The organism is Bradyrhizobium sp. USDA 372 (assembly GCF_053629095.1).
Genome location: NZ_JBRJHR010000001.1, coordinates 6337925 through 6360784, shown reverse-complemented (window position 1 = coordinate 6360784; position 22860 = coordinate 6337925). Strand labels below are relative to the sequence as shown.

Sequence of the window (22860 nt, the reverse complement as noted above, 5' to 3'; positions counted from 1 at the left end):
CGCCGTGCCCACCAAACTAAGCGCGATGCGCGCAGTTGCGAAATGGTGGGCACGGCGCGATGCGCCTTTGCCCACCCTACGAGCGCTCGCTATAATCGGGCGCAAAAAGGCCCGCCATGATCCACGTCTGTTCCCTCGCCGCGCTTCCCGAAACCGTCCGCATCACCGGCGCCAGCCATGTGCTGACCGTGATGGCCAATGTCGAACAGGTGGCGCGGCCGGTGTCGGTGCTGCCGGCCAACCATCTCAAGGTGTCGATGGACGACATCACCGAGGAGATGGACGGCTTCGTCGCGCCGTCGGAGACGCATATCGAGCAGGTGCTGAACTTCGTGCGCGGCTGGGACCGCAGCGCCCCGCTGGTGGTGCATTGCTATGCCGGCATCAGCCGCTCCACCGCCAGCGCCTTCGCCGCGGTCTGTGCACTCAATCCGCATCGCGACGAGATCGAGATCGCAAAGAAGATCCGCGCGGCTTCACCGATCGCCTCGCCGAACCGGCGCATCGTCGGTCTCGCCGACCGCGCGCTGGGACGCGAGGGCCGCATGCTGCGCGCACTCGACGAGATGGGCCCCGGCGCGATGATGGTCGAAGGCCGCCCCTTCGTGATCGAGCTCGAATGAGGCGGGAGTCGAATAGCAACCACGACGGGACCGCGCCCCCTCTCCCGCTTGCGGGAGAGGGTTGGGGAGAGGGTGTCTCCGCAACGGGACAATCCCCTAGAGGACAAAGCCCTCACCCGGCGCTATGCCATAGCCGAGGCTTTGCCTCGGCGTCTCTAGTTACGGCCGCCGAGGGCGGCCTACGCCTCTCCCGCAAGCGGGAGAGGTTGCAGCTTGCCCGCGGAGCGACCGGCTCAACCAACGAAGACATTCTTCTCGCAACACCTGCGATCTCAGCCGCATGAGCGAGACGCTGCTGACACCGATCGAGATCGGCCTGACCGCCGCGATCGTCGCGATCGAGGACCATGAGCCGCTGATCCTGACCGCGCGCGGTGCTGACGGGCTGGCCGGCCTGCCGTTCGGCCCGTTCGACGCGGTGAGCCATCGCACGTTCGAGATCGGCCTGCGCGCCTGGGTCGAGCGACAGGCGGGGCTGCGGCTCGGCTATGTCGAGCAGCTCTACACGTTCGGCGACCGCGGCCGTCATGCCGAGGCCGGCGACACCGGTGCCCATATGGTGTCGATCGGCTATCTCGCGCTGACGCGCCCCGTCGATGGCGAGCTCGCGGCAAACGCGGCGAGCTTCGCGCCCTGGTATCGTTTCTTCCCCTGGGAAGACTGGCGCGAGCAGCCGCCGGCGATCATCGCCCGCGACATCATCCCCGCCCTGACCAAATGGGCCGAGGAGGAAACGCCGGAGACGACGCGCGCGCTGCCGCGGAAGGATCGGGTGCGATTCTATTTCGGTCTCGACGGCGCGCCCTGGGACGAGGAGCGCGTGCTCGACCGCTACGAGCTGCTCTACGAGGCCGGGCTGATCGAGGAGGCGCGCCGCGACGGCCGTCCTGCGGCATTAGCGCGCAAGACGCTTCCCCCGCTCGGGACCTCGATGCGGTTCGACCACCGCCGGATTCTCGCCACGGCAATCGCGCGGCTGCGCGCAAAGCTGAAGTATCGTCCTGTCGTGTTTGAACTTTTGCCGGCTGAGTTCACACTTACTGAACTGCAGCATACGGTGGAGGCGATCTCCGGCCGGCACCTGCACAAGCAGAACTTCCGCCGCCTGGTCGAAATGGAAGCCCTGGTCGAACCGACCGGGGTGATGTCGACACAGACGGGCGGACGGCCGGCGGCGCTCTACCGCTTCCGCCGCGAGGTGCTCCAGGAGCGGCCCGCGCCGGGCTTGCGCGTGCGCTCCCGGCGCTAGATCCTGATATTTTGGTACCGGCCCCTGCCCGCCGGTTGCCTGGAGGCTTCATGTTCGACGGCCCGTTTGACGCCTTTGCGCTGATCATTGCGATCATCGCCTTCCTCATTGCGATCAAGGCATCCAGCCAGGCGACCGAGTTGCGCCGCCGGCTCAACTCGCTCGAAGAGATGCTTTATGCGCAGCGGCCGGTGCAGCCGCCGCCGCTGATGCCGGCGCAGGCGCAGGCCGAAGCAACCGCGACGACTGCAGCCGCCGAGCCGCCGCCGCTGGCGCCGGAAGCTGAAACGACGCCGCCTCCGCTCGTTACCGAAGAGATTTCGCCGCCACCGCTCGAGCCGAGCACTGGCGCCGATGCGCCCCCTCCGGTCCCGGAGGCAGCACCCGGGTTCGAAGAACGACTCGGCACCCGCTGGGTGGTGTGGATCGGCGGGCTTGCGCTCGCGCTCGGCGGCTTCTTCATGGTGCGTTATTCGATCGAGGCCGGCCTGCTCGGCCCGGGCGTGCGCGTGTTCCTCGGCGGCCTGTTCGCCGCTGCACTGCTGGGCGCCGGCGAATGGACGCGGCGCAAGGAGAGCATCTCGAGCATCGCGGCGCTGCCGATCGCCAACATCCCCGCGATCCTCACCGCGGCCGGAACGGCGGTGGCTTTCGCGACCATCTACGCGGCTTACGCGCTCTACGGCTTCCTCGTGCCTGCGACGGCCTTCGTGCTGCTCGGCATCGTTGCGATGGGCACGCTGGCCGCAGCGCTCCTGCACGGCCCCGCGCTCGCGGGGCTCGGCGTCGTCGGCGCCTTCGTGACGCCGATCCTCGTCTCCTCGGGCAAGCCGGATTATTGGGCGCTCTACATCTATCTTGCGGTCGTGACGGCCGCGAGTTTCGGTCTCGCCCGCATCAGGCTGTGGCGCTGGCTTGCGGTCACGACCATTGCCTTCGCGGTGCTCTGGATCTTCCCGGGTCTCGATACCGAACAGGTGCAGGTCGCGCCGCACGCCTTCCACGCCATCGTCGGCTTCGTGCTCGCCGCACTGCTCGTCGTCTGCGGCTTCATGTTCGGACCCACCTTCGAGGACGGCGAGATCGAGCCGGTCTCGTCGGGCGCGCTCGGCGCCTACCTGTTCGGGGCGATGCTGGTCGTACTGTCGAGCGCGCATGCGGATCTCGCGCTGATCGCATTCACGCTCCTGGTCGGCGGCACGCTGTTCGTCGCCTGGCGTGCACCGGCGGCGACCGGCGCGCTGGGCGCAGCCGCGGCGGCCGTGCTCATCGTGTTCGCCGAATGGGCGGTGCGCGCCAATCCTGACATGCTGGTGCTGCCGGGCGGCCCGATGCCCGGCGTCGGCCCTGTTGCGACCGACAGTTCAGTGACGCTGCACCTGGTGACGGCCGCGATCTTCGCCGCCGGCTTCGGCGTCGCGGGCTTTTTCGCGCAGGGCCGCTCGAATTCGGCGATCATTCCCGTGGTGTGGTCGGCGGCGGGCGTCGCGACGCCGATCGCCATCCTGGTCGCGCTCTATGCGCGCATCGCCCATCTCGACCGCTCGATCCCGTTCGCGATCCTCGCCGTGCTGCTCGCCGCGGCCTTTGGCGCGGCGACCGAGGCGCTGATGCGCCGCGAAGAACGCCCGGGCGTTGCCACCTCGGTCGCGCTGTTCGCGACCGGCACGCTCGGCGCGCTGGCGCTGGCGCTGACCTTCGCCCTGGAGAAGGGCTGGCTCACCATCGCGCTCGCGCTGATGTCGCTCGGCACCGCCTGGATCTCGTTGCAGCGGCCGATTCCGGTGCTGCGCCGGTTGGCTGCCATCTTCGCCGCGATCGTCACCGCGCGCATCGCCTATGATCCGCGCATCGTCGGCGATGCCGTCGGCACGACGCCGATCTTCAACTGGCTGTTGTGGGGCTATGGCCTGCCGGCCGCCTCGTTCTGGGGCGCGAGCATCTTCCTGCGCCGTCGCGCCGACGACGCGCCGCTGCGCGTGGTCGAGACCGCCGCGATCCTGTTCACCGCGCTGCTCGCCTTCACGGAGATCCGGCATTTTGCGACCGGTGGCGACATGATCTCGCCGCCCTCGCTGCTCGAATTCGCGCTGCAGGTCTGCGTCACGCTCGCCATGGCGATCGGGCTGGAGCGCCTGCGGCTGCGCAGCCACAGCATCGTGCACGATGTCGGCGCGGTCGTGCTGACGGCAATCGCCGGCCTCATCAGCGTGTTCGGCCTCCTGATCCTGGAGAACCCGCTACTGTTCTCCAGCGTCAATGTCGGCGGCCTCGTGTTCAATCTGCTGCTGCTCGGCTATGCGCTGCCGGCCGTGCTGATGCTGCTGCTCTCCTACGCGGTGGCGGGACACCGCCGTGTCGCATATGCAAACACGATTGCGGGTGGCGCCCTGGTGTTCGCGCTCACCTATGTGACGCTCGAGATCCGCCGCTTCTATCACGGCCCGGTCCTGCTCTACGGCGGCACCACGAGTGCCGAGCAATACACCTATTCGGTCGGCTGGCTCGCCTTCGGCGTGGTGCTGCTCGGCGTCGGCATCCTGGTCAATTCGGAGCGTGCGCGCCTGGCGTCCGCCGCCGTGATCGCGCTGACGATCCTGAAGGCCTTCGTGATCGACATGTCGACGCTGACCGGCGTCTATCGCGCGCTCTCGTTCATGTGCCTCGGCGTCGTGCTGGTCGCGATCGGCTGGCTCTACCAGCGCATCCTGTTCCGGCGGCAGATCGCACCGCCGCCGGCTGCGCCGCAGACCGGCAGCTGAAGCGTCAGGCCGCGCGGACCGATTCGAGGAACTGCGCGACCTCGACCTTCAGGCGGGTGCTGTCGGTCGCCAACGACTTCGCCGCCGACAGCACTTCGCTCGAGGCCGAGCCGGTCTCGATCGCACCGCGCTGCACGTTGGTGATATTGGACGACACTTCCTGCGTGCCGAGCGAGGCCTGCTGAACGTTGCGCGAGATCTCCTGCGTGGCCGCGCCCTGCTCCTCGACGGCGGCGGCGATCGCGGCGGACACCTCGGACAGCCGCTCGATGGTGCCGCCGATCTCCTGGATGGCGCTGACGGATTCCTGCGTCGCCGCCTGGATGCCCGAGACCTGCGCCCCGATTTCGCCGGTCGCTTTCGCCGTCTGCTCGGCCAATGCCTTGACCTCGGAGGCGACGACGGCAAAGCCGCGGCCGGCTTCGCCTGCGCGCGCCGCCTCGATGGTCGCGTTCAGCGCGAGCAGGTTGGTCTGGCCCGCGATGGTGTTGATGAGCTCGACGACGTCGCCGATGCGGGCGGCGGCCTGCGACAGCGCGTTGACGCGCTCGTTGGTCCGCGCCGCCTGCTCGACCGCCTCCGCCGCCATCCGCGCCGAATCCTGCACGCGGCGGCTGATCTCGGTGATGGAGGACGACAGCTCCTCGGAGGCTGAGGCCACCGCCTGGACGTTGGTGGAAGCTTCCTCGGACGCTGCCGCAACGACGGTTGCGAGTTCCTGGCCGCGCTGCGCGGTGCCGCTCAGCGTCGCCGCGGAGGCCTCGAGCTCGGTCGAGGCCGACGACACGGTCTCGACGACCTCGCCGATCATGACCTCGAAATTGCGGGTGATGGCGTCGACGCGGCGGCCGCGCTCGATCTTGGCCTCGGCGTCGCGCGCCGCGGCCTCGTCGGCGGCCTTCTTGGCGATCAACGCCTCCTTGAAGATCTGGAGCGCATCCGCCATCGAGCCGATCTCGGTCTTCTCGCCGCGATGCGGCACTTCGGCCGAAAGGTCGCCCTCGCCGAGCGACTGCATCGGGCGAATGATCGAGGCGATGCCGCGCGAGACGTCGCGCACGAGATAGTAGGCGGCGCCGATCGCGATCACGACGGCAGCGACGATGATGCCGACCAGCACGCGGAACACGGTGGCGTAGCTGTCGGCCGCCTGCTTGGTCTCCAGCTCGGCGCCCCTGTTGTTGAGCTCGATGCCCTTCTGCAGCAGGGGATCGGCGGCCTGCGCCATCTTCGCGACCTTGGTCTGCAGCAGCTCGTTGGCATCGGTCGGGAAGCGGCCGACGCTCTTGCGCGACAGCGCCATCACGTCCTGCACGCCATTCAGATACTCGGCCCAGGCCTTGGTCCATTGCTCGTACAGCGAGCGCTCCTCGGCGACCGTGATCAGCGGCTCGTAAACCTTGCGCGTCTTCTCGATGCGCTCACGCAAGCCTGCCAGCCGCTTCTCCGCGGCCTCCTTGCCTTCGGCGGTGTCCTGCATCAGGTGCAGACGCAGTGCGACGCGGAGCTCGTTGATGTCGGCACGCATCGAGCCGAGCGCACGCACGCTCGGCAGCCAGCTCTCCGCAATCTCGACGGTGTGGGCGTTGATGTTCTGCATCGTGCCGATCGCCATCACGCCGACGCCGGCAAGCGAGAGCACCAGGATCGACAGTACGGTCAGCAGCTTGAAGACGATCGACAACTTCGACATCACAACAATCCCGATGATTACCCGGCAACGCGCACATCACCTGCGCCGCAGCGTCACGACGGACGACCGGGCGGAGGTCAGTTCAACAATGCTGGCTGGTTCTTTTTCCCGAAGGATTGCGCCCATACTCGCAAACAGGCGTTAACAGGAGCCTACGTAAGAATACGGCTCGCGCGCAGCGATCGTGTTGTCTCTGCAACTCTTTCTTGCAGCTGCATCGGCTTCTCGCGTTGCGATGCGGGCGCAACTCGGTGCAGCGCAGCATTCGCGCCGGCTGCCGTCACGCCGCCCGCACCGATTCCAAAAAGCGCGCGACCTCGCTCTGCAACCACCGCGCCCCCACGCGCGGCGGTTGCAGATCAAGCCTGCCTGAAGGCCGACGCCGCCTTCAGGCGGCGCGCACGGTGCCGAGGAATTTGCCGACCTCGAGCTTGAGCCGGCTGCTGTCGCTGGACAGCGATTGCGCCGCTGCCAACACCTGCGTGGATGCGGACCCGGTCTCGCTCGCGCCGCGCTGCACGTCGGTGATGTTGGAGGACACCTGGTGGGTGCCCGTGGCCGCCTGCTGCACGTTGCGGGAAATCTCCTGCGTTGCCGCGCCCTGCTCTTCCACCGCGGCTGCGATGGTCGAGGAGATCTCCGACAGCCTCTCGATCGTGTGGCTGATGTCCTTGATCGCGCCGACCGAATGCTCGGTGGCGGTCTGGATGCTGGCGATCTGCTGGCCGATCTCGCCGGTCGCCTTCGCGGTCTGCTCGGCAAGCGCCTTGACCTCGGAGGCGACGACGGCAAAGCCGCGGCCCGCCTCGCCGGCCCGCGCCGCTTCGATGGTTGCATTGAGCGCCAGAAGATTGGTCTGGCCGGCGATGGTGTTGATCAGCTCGACCACGTCGCCGATCCGCGCCGCCGCCGCGGAAAGCTCGCCGACACGATCGGTCGTGCTGCGGGCCTGGTTCACCGCATCGCCGGCGACGCGGGCGGATTCTTGCACCTGCCGGCTGATCTCGGTGATCGACGATGACAGCTCCTCGGTCGCCGACGCCACCGACTGCACGTTGGTGGATGCTTCCTCGGAAGCGGCAGCAACCATGGTGGTGACCTCCTGCCCACGCGCCGCGGTCGCGGTCAGCGTCGAGGCGGAAGCTTCCAGCTCGGTCGCGGCCGAGGACACGGTGTCGACGATTTCACCGATCGCGGCTTCGAAGCTGTCGGCCAGCTTGTGCATCTCGGCCTTGCGCTGCGCGGCCGCAAGCTGGTCCTGCCTGATCTTGGCTTCAGCTTCCTCGCGCGCCTTCTGCTCAGACACGATCTTGAACTTTTCGACGGCCGCCGCGACGCCGCCGACCTCATCCTTGCGGCCGAGACCGGGCAGAACCACGGAGAAATCGCCACCGGCGAGCTTGTCCATGGCGATGGTGAGCGCGCGGATCGGCCGCGCGATGGTCAGGAACGACATCAACCAGGAGCAGACGAGGACGAGCATGGCGAGCGCGCCGACCACCATCCCGACCTGCTCGCTCGATCTCATCTGAGCGGTGGCCGCGGCGTTGTTCTCTTCGGATTTGTGCCTCGCATAGTCGGCGATCTGCTCGATCAGCGCGTCGAGTTGAGCTGCGATGGGCAGGGTAACCTCTCGCGCGATGCGAATGGCTTCTTCATTGAGCTTCGCGGCGCGCCAAGCGCCATCAGCGCCGCTCGCGGCGAGGGCTTCGGCGCGCACCGCGGCGATCTGCTGTGCAGCCTTGGTGTAGTCCGCGGCGAGCGATCTCAGCTTCTCCATGCGCGCCCGATTTTCGGCCGAGTGAGAAAGCTTCAGCATCTCATTGACCAGCGAGCCCATCGCTTTCTGCTGATCCTCCAATCTCTGGGTGGCCTTCTGAAGGTCGGCCGCGCTATTGGCGAGACGAAGATCTCGCACCGCGAGTTGCATGCCGCGAACGGCAACCTCGGCCCGGACGGCGTCGCGCACGATTTCCTGCTGTTCAAGTGCGCTGTGGCTGGTCTCGCGAATGCTCGCATTGCCACGCATCTGGCTCGCGATCATGGCGCCAACCAGGAGCACACCGAGCGCCGACGCAACCGCCAGCTTGGTCCCAATCCTCAGATTCTGAACAAGGCTCAGCATGGGCATGTTTCCCCCTAGGGAATGCGCAGCCAAGTCATTGTCGGCTGCCCTTGGCGTTGACCGCGCCGTTGCCCAAAAAGTGAGCGCTTCACATTCCGATTTGGTTAACGAGAGCCCTCGCAGAAATACTGACTTTGTACGCTAAATGATTGAGCGCGAAAGGAAATGATCTCGTCATAGTTGTAAATTGCAGCTTCAAGTCGGAGCTAGGACGCTTTGCATCCGATGGTCTCGCCCACGAGGCTGATGCGGAAGACCGGCTTCTTGTCCTCGTCGAGCAGCTCCATGCACCACTCGGCGTTCGGCTTCAGGCTGCGCGCGATGCCACTGAGCAGATTGGCGCACACCTCTGTCATCTCGGTCCAGGCGGCTGCGCGATCCTCGAACTCGTACGGCAGGTCGGCGGCGCCGGAATAGCGGCCGGTGCTGATGCGGAAGAAATAGAGCGACATCGTTGAACCCTTGCGTGGGACCGCCCCCGGCCGCGCGCAAACTGGGGCGCGAAACGCTACCAAGGCGTGAAGGCCGCGGTCCGTATGACTACGGCGCGCCGGCTTGGTGTTCGATGATGTCTTCGACGATCAATGGCGCGGGTTGTCCCGCGCAGGCGAGCTCACTGCGTCGAGCGGCGCAGCTCCAGCGGGCCCTCGTTCTTCGCCGGCTCGGACTTGACCGGCTCGAGCCGGCTGCCCTCGACACGCGGCGTCTCCACGCGCGCGGCGACCTCGGTGGTCGAGGCGGCAACCGAACCGGTATGCTCCGGCCTGTGCAGCGAGCGCGGCCGCGCCGCAGCGCGCGCCATCAGCATCTGATTGCCGCCCTGGTGATGGAAGTCGCAATAGGCGAAGCCCATGCCCGACACCGAGCCGCGGAAGCTGCGGTCGTCGGTCTTTTCCAGGTTGAAGCAGGGCTCGAACGGGATGCCCTTGATCGAGGCGCAGACGTTCTGGCCGCGGATCTGGAGCGTATTGCCGGGCAGACGGAGATGACGAACGGGGCCTGCGCCCGAGAACTGCACCGCACCTGCGGCGCCGAGATCGTCGAGGATGCGGCCTGCACCCTTCGTGCCGTCGAAACAGGTGAATGCGAACACCTTGCCGGCGACGAAGCGGCGCGCCTCGTCGGCGTTCATGCTTCCAGCGATGGCCGGCGCAAACGTCGCTGCCGCCGTGACAGCCCCCAACACAATACGCGCAAGCATGCTCAACTCCGAACCAACCCCCGCAGCGGGCGATGCCTTTATCTCTTTACCCGCTGCTTACCATACCAACCATGGCGACATTGAAGCAGCTTGGTTGGTAAAGTCTGAACGCCGTTAGACAATTTTTACCACGACGCGGCCGCGAACCTGGCCGGCCAGGATTTTCGCGCCCCACCCCGGAATCTGGTCGAGCGAAATTTCCTCAGTAATTTCAGATAGTTTCGTTCGATCCAGGTCAGAGGCCAAACGCTGCCAGGCGGCTTTCCGGGGCTCGATCGGGCACATCACGGAATCGATGCCGAGAAGGCACACTCCGCGCAAAATAAACGGCGCCACCGAGGACGGCAGGTCCATGCCGGCCGCCAGGCCGCAGGCCGCGATCGCGCCACCATATTTCGTCATCGAGAGCAGGTTGGCGAGGGTGGTCGAGCCGACGCTGTCGACGCCGCCGGCCCAGCGCTCCTTGGCGAGGGGCTTTGCCGGCGCCGACAGTTCGTTGCGGTCGATGATCTCGGCAGCTCCCAGCTGCTTCAGGTAGTCGGCCTCGGAGACGCGGCCGGTCGAAGCGATGACGTGGTAGCCGAGCTTGGACAGGACGGCGATCGCAACCGAGCCGACGCCGCCGGCAGCCCCCGTCACCACGACCGGGCCGCTCTTTGGCGAGATGCCGTGCTTCTCCAGCGCCAGCACCGAGAGCATCGCCGTGAAGCCGGCGGTGCCGATCGCCATGGCGTCGCGCGCCGACAGGCCCTGCGGAAGCGCGACCAGCCAGTCGCCCTTCACCCGCGCCTTCTCGGCATAGGCGCCGAGATGGGTCTCGCCCATGCCCCAGCCGGTGCAAACGACCTTGTCGCCCGCCTTCCACTGCGGATGCGAGGAGGCTTCGACCGTGCCGGCGAAATCGATGCCGGCGATCATCGGGAAGCGGCGCACCACCGGCGCCTTGCCGGTGAGCGCAAGGCCGTCCTTGTAGTTCAGCGTCGACCATTCCACGCGGACGGTGACGTCGCCCTCCATCAGCTCGGCTTCGTCGAACTGCGTGAGCTGCGTGGTGGTGCCCTTGTCCGCCTTGTCGATCCTGACAGCCTTGAATGTGGCCACGACTGAACTCCCTGACTTTGTTTGTCGGGGATGTTTAGCCGATCAGGCCGGCTGCGCAACCGCCCGTGCCACAGGTTTCTCCACGATCGGAAGATTGATCAGCGCCGAGAGCACGCCGAACAGGATCGAGAGCCACCAGATCGGCGTGTAGGAACCGAACTTTTCGAACACGATGCCGCCCAGCCAGACGCCGAGGAAGCCACCGACCTGGTGGCTGACGAAAGCGAAGCCATAGAGCGTGGCGAGCCAGCGCGTTCCAAACATCAGCGCCACCAGCGCCGAGGTCGGCGGCACCGTCGACAGCCAGGTCAGGCCGGAGATCGCGCCAAACGCGATCGCCGAGAACGGCGTGATCGGGAACGTGATGAAGGCGAGCGTTGCCAGCGCACGCGTGAAATAGATGGTCGAGAGAATGTAGCGCTTGGGCAGTGAGTTCTGGAGATAGCCGACGCTGAGCGAGCCGATGATGTTGAACAGGCCGATCGCCGCGATCACCCAGCCGCCGGTCTGCGCGGAGATGCCGCGATCGACGAGGAAGGCCGGCAGATGCACGGTGATGAAGGCGAGCTGGAAGCCGCAGGTGAAGAAGCCGAGCACCAGGAGCACGTAGGAGCGATGACCGAAGGCTTCGGCAAGCGCCTTGGTGATGGTCTGGTCATCCGCGGGCGTTGCGCTGCTCGCGGTTGTCACCGGCGGCGTCGAGAGCGCCAGCGACAGCGGGATGATCAGCAGCATCAGGAAACCGAACACGGAGAGCGCCTGCTGCCAGCCGAAATTGTCGATCAAGGCGACGCCAATGGGCGCGAACAGGAACTGACCGAACGAGCCCGCCGCGGTGCCGGCGCCGAGCGCAAGCCCGCGCTTCTCTGCCGGGAGGAGCTTGCTGAAAGCCGACAGCACCAGGTTGAACGAGCAGCCCGCGAGACCAAAGCCGACCATCACGCCCGCACCGAGATTCAGCGACAGCGGCGTCGAGGAATAGCGCATCAAGAGTAGGCCACCGGCATAGAGCAGCGCGCCGACGCACATCACCCGGAACAGGCCGAAGCGATCCGCAACCGCACCGGCGAACGGCTGGCCCAGTCCCCACAACAGATTCTGCACGGCGATGGCGAGGCCGAACACGTCACGGCCCCAGCTGAATTCGTGACTCATCGGCTGCACGAAGAAGCCGAGCGCCGAGCGCGGGCCGAAGCCGAGCATGCCGATGGCACAACCGCAGAGGATGATGGCGGCCGGGGTACGCCAGTTGGAGGAACGCAAGGCCGGTGCGAGTTCGCCGATCTGTGTCGACATGGTTTTCCTCGTCTGTCGTTGGCGGATCCGCAAATCAGCAGCCGCGGGACAGCCCGTTTAATGCATCTGCATGAAAATCCCAAGCCAAAAACGGTTGCATTCCACGAAGAGCTGACGCGGGAGCATTGCGTTTCAATCTGGCCTCGTCTGGCAGGTGCGCAGTGACGGGAATGTGTGCGACAGGCTCTGGCGGCACGCGCGGGTGCGTGCTATGTTTGATTTACTCAGATTGAGCATATTTGGTAGCAGCGACGTTCGCCCGGCCTTCTCGGCCGGATTTCTCGGGCCCCCTATATTCTCAAGTTGAGCATAATAACCACTCGATTGGCCACACCTGGGAGGCTTCAATGCCGATCACTGGAATTTACGGTCCCGACGACTTTGCCAACCGGCCGCAAGGCCAGCCCATCGCCTCCTCCCGCGCCGCGCCGGTACCCCCCGGACCGCCATGGCCGATGCCGTCACTGGAATGGACGGCGGCGGTCGAACGCGCCACCGCGCCGCTCTATGACCGTGTCAAGCACGTGATCCCGTCGATCGAATGGCCGCTGATGGCGCCGACGATTCACGCGATCAACGAGCTGAAGCGCGCGCGGGGCGCGGTCATCCTCGCCCACAACTACCAGGCTCCGGAGATCTTCCATTGCGTCGCCGATATCGGCGGCGACTCGCTCCAGCTCGCGGTCGAAGCCACCAAGGTGCAGGCGGACATCATCGTCCAATGCGGCGTGCACTTCATGGCGGAGACCTCCAAGCTGCTCAATCCGGACAAGACCGTCTTGATCCCGGACTCGCGCGCGGGCTGCTCGCTTGCCGCCAGCATCACCGGTGCGGACGTGCGGCTGCTGCGGGAGAAATTCCCCGGCGTGCCTGTTGTCGCCTATGTCAACACCTCGGCGGAGGTGAAGGCCGAGGTCGACATCTGCTGCACGTCCTCGAACGCCGTGCAGGTGGTCGAGAGCCTGAACGTCCCGGCCGTGATCTTCCTGCCCGACCGATACCTTGCCACTTACGTGGCGTCGAAGACCGACGTGAAGATCATCGCCTGGAAAGGCGCCTGCGAGGTGCATGAGCGCTTCACGGGCGAAGAGCTGCGCAGCTTTCGCGAGGCCGATTCCACCGTGCAGATCATCGCGCATCCGGAGTGTCCGCCGGACGTGCTGGCGGAAGCCGACTTCACCGGCTCGACCGCGCACATGATCAACTGGGTGCGCGCAAAGCGGCCGCGGCGGCTGGTCATGATCACGGAATGCTCGATGGCCGACAATGTCCGGGCCGAGCTGCCCGATGTGGAGATGCTCCGCCCCTGCAATCTCTGCCCGCACATGAAGCGCATCACGCTCGCCAACATCCTGGAGAGCCTGCTGACGCTTGGCGAGGAGGTGACGATCGATCCCGCGCTCGCGGAACGCGCGCGGGCGCTCGGTCGAGCGCATGATCAATCTGAGCAATTGAGGGCGAGCAACATGCAACACGACATCCACCATCTCGCCCGCACCGACGACGTCCTCATCGTCGGCGGCGGCCTTGCCGGACTGTTCTGCGCGCTGAAGCTCGCGCCGCGGCCGGTGACCTTGATCTCGGCAGCACCGCTCGGGCACGGCGCATCCACCGCATGGGCGCAAGGCGGCATCGCTGCGGCCGTGGCTGAAGGCGACACGCCGGAGGCACACGCCGCCGACACCGTCGCGGTCGGCGGCGGCCTCGTCGATGAAGCCGTCGCGCTCGGGATCGCGCGCGACGCGGCGCCGCGCATTCACGATCTTCTCGCCTATGGCGTTCCGTTCGATCGCGATCTCGACGGCAGGCTTGCCGTCGGACGTGAGGCTGCGCATTCCGCGCGCCGCATCGTGCATGTGCGCGGTGATGGCGCTGGCGCCGCGATCATCGCCGCCTTGAGCGAGGCCGTGCGCCGCACGCCCTCGATCCGCCTGATGGAAGGCTGCGTCGCCGAAGCATTGCTGACCGAGGACGGCGCGGTCACCGGGCTGCAATTGCGCGAGGCCGGCAATCCCGCGGCACGGCCGCTCGTGCTCGCCTCACGCGCAGTCGTGCTGGCGACCGGCGGGCTCGGCCATCTCTACGCCGTCACCACCAACCCGCCGGAAGCGAGCGGCTCGGGCCTTGCGATCGCAGCCCGCGCCGGCGCCGTGATCGCCGATCCTGAATTCGTGCAGTTCCACCCCACCGCCATCATGGTCGGCCGCGACCCGGCACCGCTCGCCACCGAAGCGCTGCGCGGCGAAGGAGCAACGCTGATCAATGGCAACGGCGAGCGCTTCATGAGCGCCCGCCACCCGCTCGCGGAGCTCGCGCCCCGCGACATCGTGGCCCGCGGCGTGTTCGCCGAAATCGCGGCCGGGCGCGGCGCCTTCCTCGATGCGCGCCAGGCGCTGGGCGCGCGCTTCGCGACGAGGTTTCCGACCGTGCATGCGAGCTGCATCGCCGCCGGCATCGATCCCGCGGCGCAGCCGATTCCGATCGCGCCGGCCGCGCATTACCACATGGGCGGCATCGCGGTGGACGCGCACGGCCGCAGCTCGATCGACGGCCTCTGGGCCGCCGGCGAAGTCTCCTCCACCGGCGCGCATGGCGCCAATCGGCTCGCCTCGAATTCCCTGCTCGAAGCCGTCGTCTATGCCGCCCGCATTGCCGACGACATCGCCGGCCGCACCGTGCCCCCGCCCGCCCAGCTTCCCGACGGTTTGGTGACGCCGCGCGCTGGCACGGTGGATGCTGCAGAGGTGAAGCGGTTGCGCGCGGCGATGAGCGCACATGTCGGCGTGATCCGCGACGGTGACGGGCTGGCCCTAGCGGTGCGCTATTTCGCCAGGCTCGAGCGCAAAGTCGGACACGGTGCCCTCGGCAACATGGCGATCTCGGCCCTGCGCGTTGCGGCAACGGCCTGGACGCGGCGCGAGAGCCGCGGTGCGCATTTCCGTTCCGATCACCCGGCCGAAAACCCGGCGCCGGCGCAGAGAACGATGACCACGCTCGCCGCAGCGCGCGAGGTCGCGGAGAGCCTCGATGAACGCCCGCGGCCACGCATTGCGCAATCCATGATCGCCTGAAGGAGGCCCCATGATCACCCCGACCTCACTGCTCTATCCCGATGCCTTCCTCTCGCCGCTCGCGATCGAGGCGGCCGTTGAGCGCGCGCTCGACGAGGACCTCGGCCGGGCCGGCGACATCACCTCGCTCGCGACGATCCCGGAAGCGACGCGCGCGCAGGCTATCCTTGTCGCGCGCCAGTCCGGCGTGATCGCCGGATTGCCGCTGGCGCTCGCGACCTTGCAGAAGCTGTCGCCCGACATCGAGGTGCGCGCACATGTCCGCGACGCCGCGCGGGTTGCGCGCGGCCAGCACGTGCTGACGATCTCGGGCCCTGCGCGCGCCATCCTCACGGCAGAGCGGACTGCGCTGAACTTCGTCGGCCGCCTGTCGGGCATCGCCACGCTCACGGCGGACTATGTCGCGCGCACCGAAGGCACCAGGATGCGCATCTGCTGCACGCGCAAAACCACGCCGGGACTGCGGGCGCTGGAGAAATACGCGGTGCGTTGCGGCGGCGGCTTCAACCACCGCTTCGGGCTCGACGATGCGATCCTGATCAAGGACAACCACATCGCGGTGGCCGGCGGCATCCGCCCGGTGCTGGAGCGCGCCCGCGCCCATGCCGGCCACCTCGTCAAGATCGAGATCGAGGTCGATACGCTGGCGCAGCTGCGCGAGGTGCTCGACAGCGGAACGGCCGACGCGGTGCTGCTCGACAACATGGACATTGCGACGCTGCGCGCGGCGGTGAGGCTCAACGAGGGTCGCCTCGAGTTGGAGGCGTCCGGCGGCGTCACGCTGGACTCGATCGCCGCCATCGCGGCAACCGGCGTCGACTATGCATCGGCCGGCGCCCTGACGCATTCAGCGCCGAATTTCGACTGCGCGCTGGACATCGAGGCGTAGTGTCTTCGCCTCTCCCCGCCTGCGGGGAGAGGCCGGAATGCGCGCGCAGCGCGGATTCCGGGTGAGGGGGAGTCTCCGCGAGTCCAACTCTCACCGTCCTCGCGGAGAGTCCCCCTCACCCCAACCCTCTCCCCGCAAGCGGGGCGAGGGAGCGCAGTTGCGCAAGCGGGAGGAGATGAAGAAAGACTACCTCCGCTCGCTCACACCCATCTCCGCCGAGCTCTTGGCTTCCTGGGCAAGCTCGGCCGAAAGCGCCGCGGTCTGGGCCGGGGTGCCCCAGCTCGGTTCCTCGCTGCCGTCGCCCCAGTTGCGCGGCCGGTAGAAGGTGTGCACGCCGGTCTTGTACATCTTCTTCATCTCGGCGACCCAGGACGGGCGCACCCAATAGGCGTGGTAGTGCGTCGACTTGCCGACCTCGGGCAGCCAGATCTGGCCGTCGAGCATCGCCTTCGAGATCTTCTTCGCGCGTTCCCACATCTCGGGCTCGCGGATCACGTCGGGATTGTTGTCGCAGGCGAAGGTGAACTGGCAGGCGAAGTGGCGGTACTTGTTCTGGTAGACCACACCGCACACCGTATCAGGGTATTTGCCGGAGAACACGCGGTTCATCACGACTTGCGCGACCGCCATCTGTCCGCGCACGGCCTCGCCGCGGGATTCGAAATAGACGGCTTCGGCGAGACACTTTTCCGACTTCGCGCGCGCCTTCTCGTCGAGCGCGAGCCGCTCCGCCGGCGACCTGGTGCGCTGATTGTCGGCGTTGACCTCGCCCTTCGGCGCGACGCTCTCGCCGCTCTCGATGTCCCTGGCGATCTCCGCCGTCGGCGGGGTCAGCGAGGCCGTGACCTTCATGTCGGGGTCGGGCATCACGATCAGCGGCTCGGCGCCGGGCTGCCAGCTCTCGATGCTCTCGAGATTGCCGCCGAGCGAGGAGCTGCCGAAGAACAGGCTCGAAGTCTTGACGCTGAAGGGATCGCGCACGGGCGTCGTCGGCGCAGTGGCCCGCTTCAGGGCCTCCAGCGGCTGCACCGCGAAAGAGCGCGCGACGTCGCTGGCCTGCGGAGGATTGGAATACTGCGGCAATGGCGGCGCGCGCAGCGCTTCCGCAAGCTCCGGGTCGAGCGCGGCCGCGGACTCCGGCGACATCGCTTGCGGCAGTGCGGCGGTCTTGGCGCCGAACACCGAGCTGTTCGACGTCGCGGGATCTTCCTGCGCGGGCGTCGCGGCGGGCGCCGCAGTCTCGGGGACCGGCGCGGGCGTAGCCGTCGCGAGGCGATCACCCTTCAGCGAGCGATCGACCTTGGGAAAATCTGCGGCCTGATAGCGCGGCGCCGCCTGCAGCGCCGGATTGCGGCTGATCGCACCGGTGACATCGCGGCCATCGATGCTTGCGAGGCGAACCATCGCGCTCTGCGGAACCGAAGTGCCGATCGGGCGGGAAAAACTGTAGGTGGCGAGCTGGATCGAGGACGCCGCGGAGAACACCTGCTTCTGCCAACGCTCGGCGACGCCGGGCTGACGCGCCAGCAGAGAAGCAATGTCCTGATAGCCGGTCTCTCTCGGCATCAATGCGAAGATGCAGAGACCGATGCCGAAGGACGCGAACCGCGCGCCCTTCGGATGGTTACGCAACACAGACATCGATACACTCACGCTACGCTTACGCTCGTCCGATCGAACTCAGTACATCCGTGCAATTCGATCTTTATTGTGAGTATCTAATTTAGGTTGCCGGGGCGTTAATCGGCGTTGCGCATGCGGCACACTCAAGCGAATGCAGGTGTTTTCACGGGGCGACGTCGCGCATTGGTAAATGCGGCCTGACGTGAAGCGGTAAAGATCGGGTCAACGCGAAAGGTGAAGGAACTCTTGCCGCCGCGTATCATTACGGGACGTTTGTTACAGGAGCCTCGGCGATGGCGACGGAACGTGAGGAGCCGACGTGCCCCTCACTCCGCGATCAGCTTCAGCCACTCGTCTTCGGTCAGCACCTTGACGCCGTGCTTGTTCGCATCCGCGAGCTTCGAGCCGGCGCCGGGGCCCGCGACGACGAGATCGGTCTTTTTCGACACCGAGCCCGACACCTTGGCCCCTAACCGCTCGGCCGTCGCCTTGGCTTCATCCCGCGTCATCCTCTCCAGCGATCCCGTGAACACAACGGTCTTGCCGGCGACGGCCGAATTGCTCTTCGGCTTCTCGGCGTCGACGATCTCGACCTCCCTGGTCAGGCGTTCGACGATGCCGCGATTGTGGCTCTCGCCGAAATAATCGGCGATGCTCTTGATCACGGTGTCGCCGATCTGGTCGAGCGCATCCATCTCGGCCATCGCCTCCTCGTCACCTTCAGCAACTTTCAGGCAGGCATCGTGGAACGCATCCCACGAGCCGTAGCCGCGCGCCAGCGCCAGCGCCGTGGTCTCGCCGACATGGCGCATGCCGAGCGCGTAGATGAAGCGCTCCAGCGCAATTTTCCGCCGGCTCTCGATGGCGCCGAACAGGTTGCGCACCGAGGTCGCGCCGTAGCCCTCGACCTCCTCGAGCTTCAGCTTCGCGTTGCGCTTCTCCAGCGTGAAGATATCGGCGGGCTCCTTCACCCAGCCCTCGTCGAAGAAGTACTGGAGCTGCTTCTCGCCAAGGCCGTCGATGTCGAAGGCCCGCCGCGACACGAACAGCTTCAGATGCTCGATCTTCTGGTAGGGACAGGCGAACTCGCCGGTGCAGCGGGCGCGCGAGCCCTCCTCGCCCGTCGCCGTCTCCTCGCGCACGACGTCGGTGTGCAGCGGACACGGGCACTTCTTCGGGAAGTGGAATTCCCTGGCGGTCTTCGGCCGCTTGTCCAGGACGACGTCGACCACCTGCGGGATGACGTCGCCGGCGCGCTGGATCACCACGGTGTCGCCGATCCTGATGTCGCGCCCCTCGCGAAGCACCTCGCCCTTGTTGCCGATGCCCTTGATGTAGTCCTCATTGTGCAGCGTGACGTTCTGCACGATCACGCCGCCGACGCCGACCGGCTCGAGCTTGCCGACCGGCGTGAACGAGCCGGTGCGGCCGACCTGGATCTCGATGTCGCGCAGCACCGTCATGGCGCGCTCGGCCGGGAATTTGTGCGCGATGCCCCAGCGCGGCGTGCGCGAGACGAAGCCGAGCCGCTCCTGCCAGTCGATGCGGTCGACCTTGTAGACGACGCCGTCGATGTCGTAGTCGAGTTTTGCGCGCTGCTCCTCGATCGCGTGATGAAAGGCGAGCAGCTCCTCGACCGAGTGACAGAGCTTGGTCAGCGGATTGGTCTTGAAGCCGCAGCGCTCGAACCAGCCGATCATGCCACTCTGCGTGTCTTCCGGCATCGCGCTCATCTGCCCCCAGGCATAGGCGAAGAACCCGAGCGGGCGCGAGGCGGTGATGGTCGGGTCCTTCTGGCGGAGCGAGCCGGCAGCCGAATTGCGCGGATTGGCGAAGATGGTATCGCCTGCCGCCTTCTGCCGTTCGTTGAGCGCCAGGAACGCCTTCTTGGTCATGTAGACCTCGCCGCGCACCTCGCAGATGTCGGGGATGTTGCGGCCCTTCAGCTTCTGCGGCACGTCTTCGAGGGTGCGGATGTTGGCGGTGACGTCCTCGCCGACCGCGCCGTCGCCGCGCGTCGCGGCGGTGACGAGCTCGCCGCCCTCGTAGCGCAGCGACATCGAGAGGCCGTCGATCTTGGGCTCGGCGGAGAAGTCGATCTTGTCGTCGTCGAGCTTCAGGTAGCGCACGATGCGACCAACGAAGTCGCGCACGTCCTCCTCCGCAAAGGCGTTGTCGAGCGACAGCATGGGCACGGCATGCGGGACTTTCTTGAACCGCCCCGACGGTGTGGCGCCGACTTTCTGCGAGGGCGATTCCGCGGTGACGAACTCGGGAAAGCGCGTCTCGATCGCGTTGAGGCGCTGGCGTAGCGCGTCGTATTCGGCATCGGTGACGGTCGGCGCATCCTCCTGATAGTAGCGCTCGTTGTGCCCCTCGATCTCGAGCGCGAGCCGCATATGCTCGACCTTGGCCTGCGCCTTGGTGAGGTCGGCGACGTCGCGTAGCGGTGTAGCTTTGGATTTTGCTGCTCTGGCCATGATGCTTGGATACGACGTAGCGGGCGGGAGGGTAAAGGCTTGTGGAAATCTCGTGCCCCGGACGAGCGCGGCGCCTCTTCGGCGGTGCGCTGCAGAGCCGGGGCCCATGCGACGAGAGCTCTGTGTCCCGGCTCGCGCTTCGCGCGTCCGGGACACAAACCTAAGCCGTCGCCGCCTTCAGCAATCTCTCCGCCGCCGCCCTCGCCTCGGCCGTGATCTCGGCACCTGCGAGCATGCGGGCAATCTCCTCGCGGCGGTGGTCGGCGGCGAGTGCATTGACTCGGGTGGCGACGCGCTTGCCCTTGTCGAGGGCGTCCTTGGAGATGAGCAGGTGCTGGTCGGCGCGGGCGGCGACCTGCGGGGCGTGGGTCACGGCCATGACCTGGACCTTGCCGGCAAGCCGCGCCAGGCGCCCGCCGATGGCGTCGGCCACCGCACCACCGACGCCGGTGTCGATCTCGTCGAACACGAGCGTCGGCGCCGAGCCGCGGTCGGACAGCACGACCTTGAGCGCGAGCAGGAAGCGCGACAGCTCGCCGCCGGAGGCGACCTTCATCAAGGGACCCGGCTTGGTGCCCGGATTGGTCTGCACCCAGAACTCGACGCGGTCGAAACCTTGCGGCCCGGGCGCAGCCTCGTCGGTCTCGACCTGGGTCATGAACCTGGCGCGTTCGAGCTTGAGCGGGGCGAGCTCGGCATTGACCGCCTTGTTGAGCTTCTCCGCCGATTTCTGCCGCGCCAGCGACAGCTTCTTGGCGGCCGCAGCATAGCGGCTGTCTGCCTCGATCGCGGCCTGCTCCAGCTTCTTCAAGCGCGAGGCGCCGGCATCGATCAGGACGACGTCGGCGGCATATTTGGCGGCCAGCGCGGCGAGCCCGTCGACCGGCGTCGAATATTTGCGCGAGGCGGCGCGCAATGCGAACAGCCGCTCCTCGATGCGTTCGAGCTCGGCCGGATCGAAATCGGTTGCGGCCAGCGCGGCCTGGAGATGCTGGTCGGCTTCCTCCAGCGCGTTGATCGCGGCGTCGATCGCCTTCACCGCGGGCTCGACCAGGGCCGGCGAGTTGACGCCGCGGCGCTCCAGCCGGCGCACCGCTGCCGAGAGGGCTGCGACCGGCGAATGATTGCCGCCGACCGCTTCCTGCGCCTCGCGCAGGTCGGAGGCGATCTTCTCGCCCTGCATCATGGTGGTGCGGCGGGAGGCCAGCGCAGTCTCCTCGCCGTCCTTGGGCGCGAGCTGCTTCAGCTCGTCGGAGGCGTGGCGCAGATAATCGGCCTCGCGCGCCGCGCTCTCCATGGCGGCGCGATGCTCCTCCAGCGCGGTGTTGGCGGTGCGGCGCGCGTCCCAGAGCGCTTCGACCGCCGCGACGTCCTTTTCGAGGCCGGCAAAAGCGTCGAGCAGGCGGCGGTGGGTGGCGGCATCGACCAGCGCGCGCTCGTCGTGCTGGCCGTGGATCTCGACCAGGGCGGTGCCGACCGCCTTCAGCGTCTGCACGCTGATCGATTGGTCGTTGATGAAGGCGCGGGTGCGGCCGTCGGCGAGCTGCACGCGGCGGAGAATCATCTCGCCGGTGTCGTCCAGGCCGTTCTCGGCCAGGATCTTCGTCGCAGGGTGATTCTTCGGGACATCGAACACCGCCGTGACCTGCCCCTGCTCCGCGCCGTGACGCACGAGGCCGGCATCGCCGCGGCCGCCGAGCGCCAGCGCAAAAGCATCGAGCAGGATGGATTTGCCTGCACCGGTCTCGCCGGTCAAAACCGCGAGGCCGGAGGCGAATTCGATATCGAGCCGTTCGATCAGGACGATGTCACGGATCGACAGACGCGCCAGCATGGAACCAAATTTCCTAGCCGAGACCCATCTTCTTGAAGGTCCGGCTGATCCAGGACCCCTGATTCTCGCTCGGTTCGAGACCGCCGGATTTTACAAGATTATAGGCGTCCTTGTACCAGCGGCTGTCAGGAAAATTGTGCCCAAGCACGGCCGCCGCGGTCTGGGCTTCGCCGACGATGCCGATCGCCATATAGGCCTCGGTCAGGCGGAACAGCGCCTCCTCGACATGGCGGGTGGTCTGGTACTGCGTGACGACGGTCTTGTAACGATTGATGGCGGCCGTGTAGTCGCGCTTCTGGGCGTAGTAGCGGCCGACGTTCATTTCCTTGCCCGCGAGCTGGTCGCGTGCGCCCTCGATTTTGGCCTTGGCCGAGGTCGCATATTCCGAGTTCGGATATTTGCGCACCACCTCTTCCAGCGCCGCGATCGCCTTTTCGGTGCGGGTCTGGTCGCGGCTGATGTCCGGGATCTGGTCGTAATGGGAGGCGGCGATCAGATATTGCGCATAGGCCGCGTCCGGGCTGCCGGGATGCAGCGTGACGTAGCGGGTGGCGGCGCCGATGCAGCCGTCATAATCGCCGCCCTGATAGGACGCATAGGCCGACATCAGCAGCGATTTGCGGGCCCATTCGGAATAAGGATGCTGGCGGTCGACCTCTTCGAACTTCTTGTTCGCCGCCTTCATGTCCTTCTTCTCGTTCATGAGGTACAGGCCCTCATTGTAGATCTTGTCGGCGGGCTCCTCGACGAAGGTGTCGTCCTTGGCGGTGAACTTGTCCCAGAGCGCGCCCGTGCCACATCCGGCGAGCGGCAGCGCGAGCATGATGAAGGTGACGGCCTGAAGCAGCCCGCGGGCTCGCGACGAGACCGAGAAATATCCGCGCGTCATACGCTGTGCCGACATGAGTTTAAG

15 protein-coding genes and 1 pseudogene are annotated in these 22860 nt (G+C 66.7%); 6 read left to right on the top strand and 10 right to left on the bottom strand.

Annotated features, from left to right (window positions below):
- The first annotated feature begins 116 nt into the window (after positions 1–116).
- The 3 genes from AB7M16_RS29690 to AB7M16_RS29680 all read left to right on the top strand — a co-directional run bounded on the left by AB7M16_RS29690 (position 117) and on the right by AB7M16_RS29680 (position 4634).
- A complete protein-coding gene (locus AB7M16_RS29690) occupies positions 117–623 on the top strand; it encodes a tyrosine phosphatase family protein (protein ID WP_172787267.1) in 507 nt (168 codons plus the stop codon).
- 280 nt (positions 624–903) lie between these two features.
- Entirely contained in the window at positions 904–1872 is a 969-nt protein-coding gene (locus tag AB7M16_RS29685; RefSeq protein ID WP_260382620.1) for an NUDIX hydrolase, read from the top strand.
- A gap of 50 nt (positions 1873–1922) precedes the next feature.
- Positions 1923–4634 (top strand): DUF2339 domain-containing protein, encoded by a 2712-nt coding sequence (locus AB7M16_RS29680; protein ID WP_453945996.1) that lies wholly within the window; start codon positions 1923–1925, stop codon positions 4632–4634.
- A gap of 4 nt (positions 4635–4638) precedes the next feature.
- Here AB7M16_RS29680 and AB7M16_RS29675 read toward each other — a convergent pair whose 3' ends face one another.
- The 6 genes from AB7M16_RS29675 to AB7M16_RS29650 form a co-directional block, all read right to left on the bottom strand.
- Complete coding sequence (locus AB7M16_RS29675; protein WP_439364005.1) at positions 4639–6327, bottom strand: methyl-accepting chemotaxis protein; 1689 nt, start codon at positions 6325–6327, stop codon at positions 4639–4641.
- A gap of 388 nt (positions 6328–6715) precedes the next feature.
- Positions 6716–8452 carry a methyl-accepting chemotaxis protein gene (locus tag AB7M16_RS29670; protein WP_453945994.1) on the bottom strand — a complete coding sequence of 579 codons (1737 nt, stop codon included), beginning with the start codon at positions 8450–8452 and terminating at the stop codon, positions 6716–6718.
- A 206-nt stretch (positions 8453–8658) separates the two neighbouring features.
- Entirely contained in the window at positions 8659–8904 is a 246-nt protein-coding gene (locus AB7M16_RS29665; RefSeq protein ID WP_453945992.1) for a DUF6894 family protein, read from the bottom strand.
- Positions 8905–9065: 161 nt separating this feature from the next.
- Positions 9066–9653, bottom strand: coding sequence for a hypothetical protein (locus tag AB7M16_RS29660; RefSeq protein WP_453945990.1), 588 nt, complete (start codon positions 9651–9653; stop codon positions 9066–9068).
- Positions 9654–9767: 114 nt separating this feature from the next.
- Positions 9768–10754, bottom strand: a complete 987-nt coding sequence (gene acuI / locus AB7M16_RS29655; RefSeq protein WP_212254622.1) for an acrylyl-CoA reductase (NADPH) — start codon at positions 10752–10754, stop codon at positions 9768–9770.
- A gap of 42 nt (positions 10755–10796) precedes the next feature.
- Positions 10797–12050, bottom strand: coding sequence for an MFS transporter (locus AB7M16_RS29650; protein ID WP_453945988.1), 1254 nt, complete (start codon positions 12048–12050; stop codon positions 10797–10799).
- A gap of 347 nt (positions 12051–12397) precedes the next feature.
- Here AB7M16_RS29650 and nadA point away from each other — a divergent pair.
- From nadA to nadC, 3 genes and pseudogenes are all read left to right on the top strand, one after another.
- Positions 12398–13505: pseudogene (gene nadA / locus AB7M16_RS29645) on the top strand (quinolinate synthase NadA).
- A gap of 11 nt (positions 13506–13516) precedes the next feature.
- Positions 13517–15121: an L-aspartate oxidase gene (locus tag AB7M16_RS29640; RefSeq protein WP_453945986.1), complete on the top strand. Its 1605-nt coding sequence runs from the start codon at positions 13517–13519 to the stop codon at positions 15119–15121.
- Between the two features lie 10 nt (positions 15122–15131).
- Positions 15132–16010 (top strand): carboxylating nicotinate-nucleotide diphosphorylase, encoded by an 879-nt coding sequence (gene nadC, locus AB7M16_RS29635; protein WP_260382612.1) that lies wholly within the window; start codon positions 15132–15134, stop codon positions 16008–16010.
- Between the two features lie 186 nt (positions 16011–16196).
- On the opposite strand, the gene AB7M16_RS29630 is transcribed toward nadC, so the two are convergent.
- From AB7M16_RS29630 to AB7M16_RS29615, 4 genes are all read right to left on the bottom strand, one after another.
- A complete protein-coding gene (locus AB7M16_RS29630; protein ID WP_453945984.1) occupies positions 16197–17651 on the bottom strand; it encodes a cell wall hydrolase in 1455 nt (484 codons plus the stop codon).
- Between the two features lie 308 nt (positions 17652–17959).
- Positions 17960–20113 (bottom strand): NAD-dependent DNA ligase LigA, encoded by a 2154-nt coding sequence (gene ligA, locus AB7M16_RS29625; protein WP_453945983.1) that lies wholly within the window; start codon positions 20111–20113, stop codon positions 17960–17962.
- 160 nt (positions 20114–20273) lie between these two features.
- Positions 20274–21947 carry a DNA repair protein RecN gene (gene recN / locus AB7M16_RS29620; RefSeq protein WP_172787253.1) on the bottom strand — a complete coding sequence of 558 codons (1674 nt, stop codon included), beginning with the start codon at positions 21945–21947 and terminating at the stop codon, positions 20274–20276.
- A gap of 13 nt (positions 21948–21960) precedes the next feature.
- Entirely contained in the window at positions 21961–22851 is an 891-nt protein-coding gene (locus tag AB7M16_RS29615) for an outer membrane protein assembly factor BamD (RefSeq protein WP_172787252.1), read from the bottom strand.
- Positions 22852–22860: the final 9 nt, after the last annotated feature.

Excerpts from the sequence above, each read along its gene's own strand:
- AB7M16_RS29660 (WP_453945990.1), bottom strand. The coding sequence starts at position 9,653 with ATGCTTGCGCGTATTGTGTTGGGGGCTGTCACGGCGGCAGCGACGTTT.
- AB7M16_RS29630 (WP_453945984.1), bottom strand. The coding sequence starts at position 17,651 with ATGTCTGTGTTGCGTAACCATCCGAAGGGCGCGCGGTTCGCGTCCTTC.
- AB7M16_RS29615 (WP_172787252.1), bottom strand. The coding sequence starts at position 22,851 with ATGTCGGCACAGCGTATGACGCGCGGATATTTCTCGGTCTCGTCGCGA.
- AB7M16_RS29650 (WP_453945988.1), bottom strand. The coding sequence starts at position 12,050 with ATGTCGACACAGATCGGCGAACTCGCACCGGCCTTGCGTTCCTCCAAC.
- ligA (WP_453945983.1), bottom strand. The coding sequence starts at position 20,113 with ATGGCCAGAGCAGCAAAATCCAAAGCTACACCGCTACGCGACGTCGCC.
- AB7M16_RS29670 (WP_453945994.1), bottom strand. The coding sequence starts at position 8,452 with ATGCTGAGCCTTGTTCAGAATCTGAGGATTGGGACCAAGCTGGCGGTT.
- recN (WP_172787253.1), bottom strand. The coding sequence starts at position 21,947 with ATGCTGGCGCGTCTGTCGATCCGTGACATCGTCCTGATCGAACGGCTC.
- AB7M16_RS29675 (WP_439364005.1), bottom strand. The coding sequence starts at position 6,327 with ATGTCGAAGTTGTCGATCGTCTTCAAGCTGCTGACCGTACTGTCGATC.
- AB7M16_RS29680 (WP_453945996.1), top strand. The coding sequence starts at position 1,923 with ATGTTCGACGGCCCGTTTGACGCCTTTGCGCTGATCATTGCGATCATC.
- AB7M16_RS29665 (WP_453945992.1), bottom strand. The coding sequence starts at position 8,904 with ATGTCGCTCTATTTCTTCCGCATCAGCACCGGCCGCTATTCCGGCGCC.
- AB7M16_RS29685 (WP_260382620.1), top strand. The coding sequence starts at position 904 with ATGAGCGAGACGCTGCTGACACCGATCGAGATCGGCCTGACCGCCGCG.
- nadC (WP_260382612.1), top strand. The coding sequence starts at position 15,132 with ATGATCACCCCGACCTCACTGCTCTATCCCGATGCCTTCCTCTCGCCG.
- AB7M16_RS29640 (WP_453945986.1), top strand. The coding sequence starts at position 13,517 with ATGCAACACGACATCCACCATCTCGCCCGCACCGACGACGTCCTCATC.
- AB7M16_RS29690 (WP_172787267.1), top strand. The coding sequence starts at position 117 with ATGATCCACGTCTGTTCCCTCGCCGCGCTTCCCGAAACCGTCCGCATC.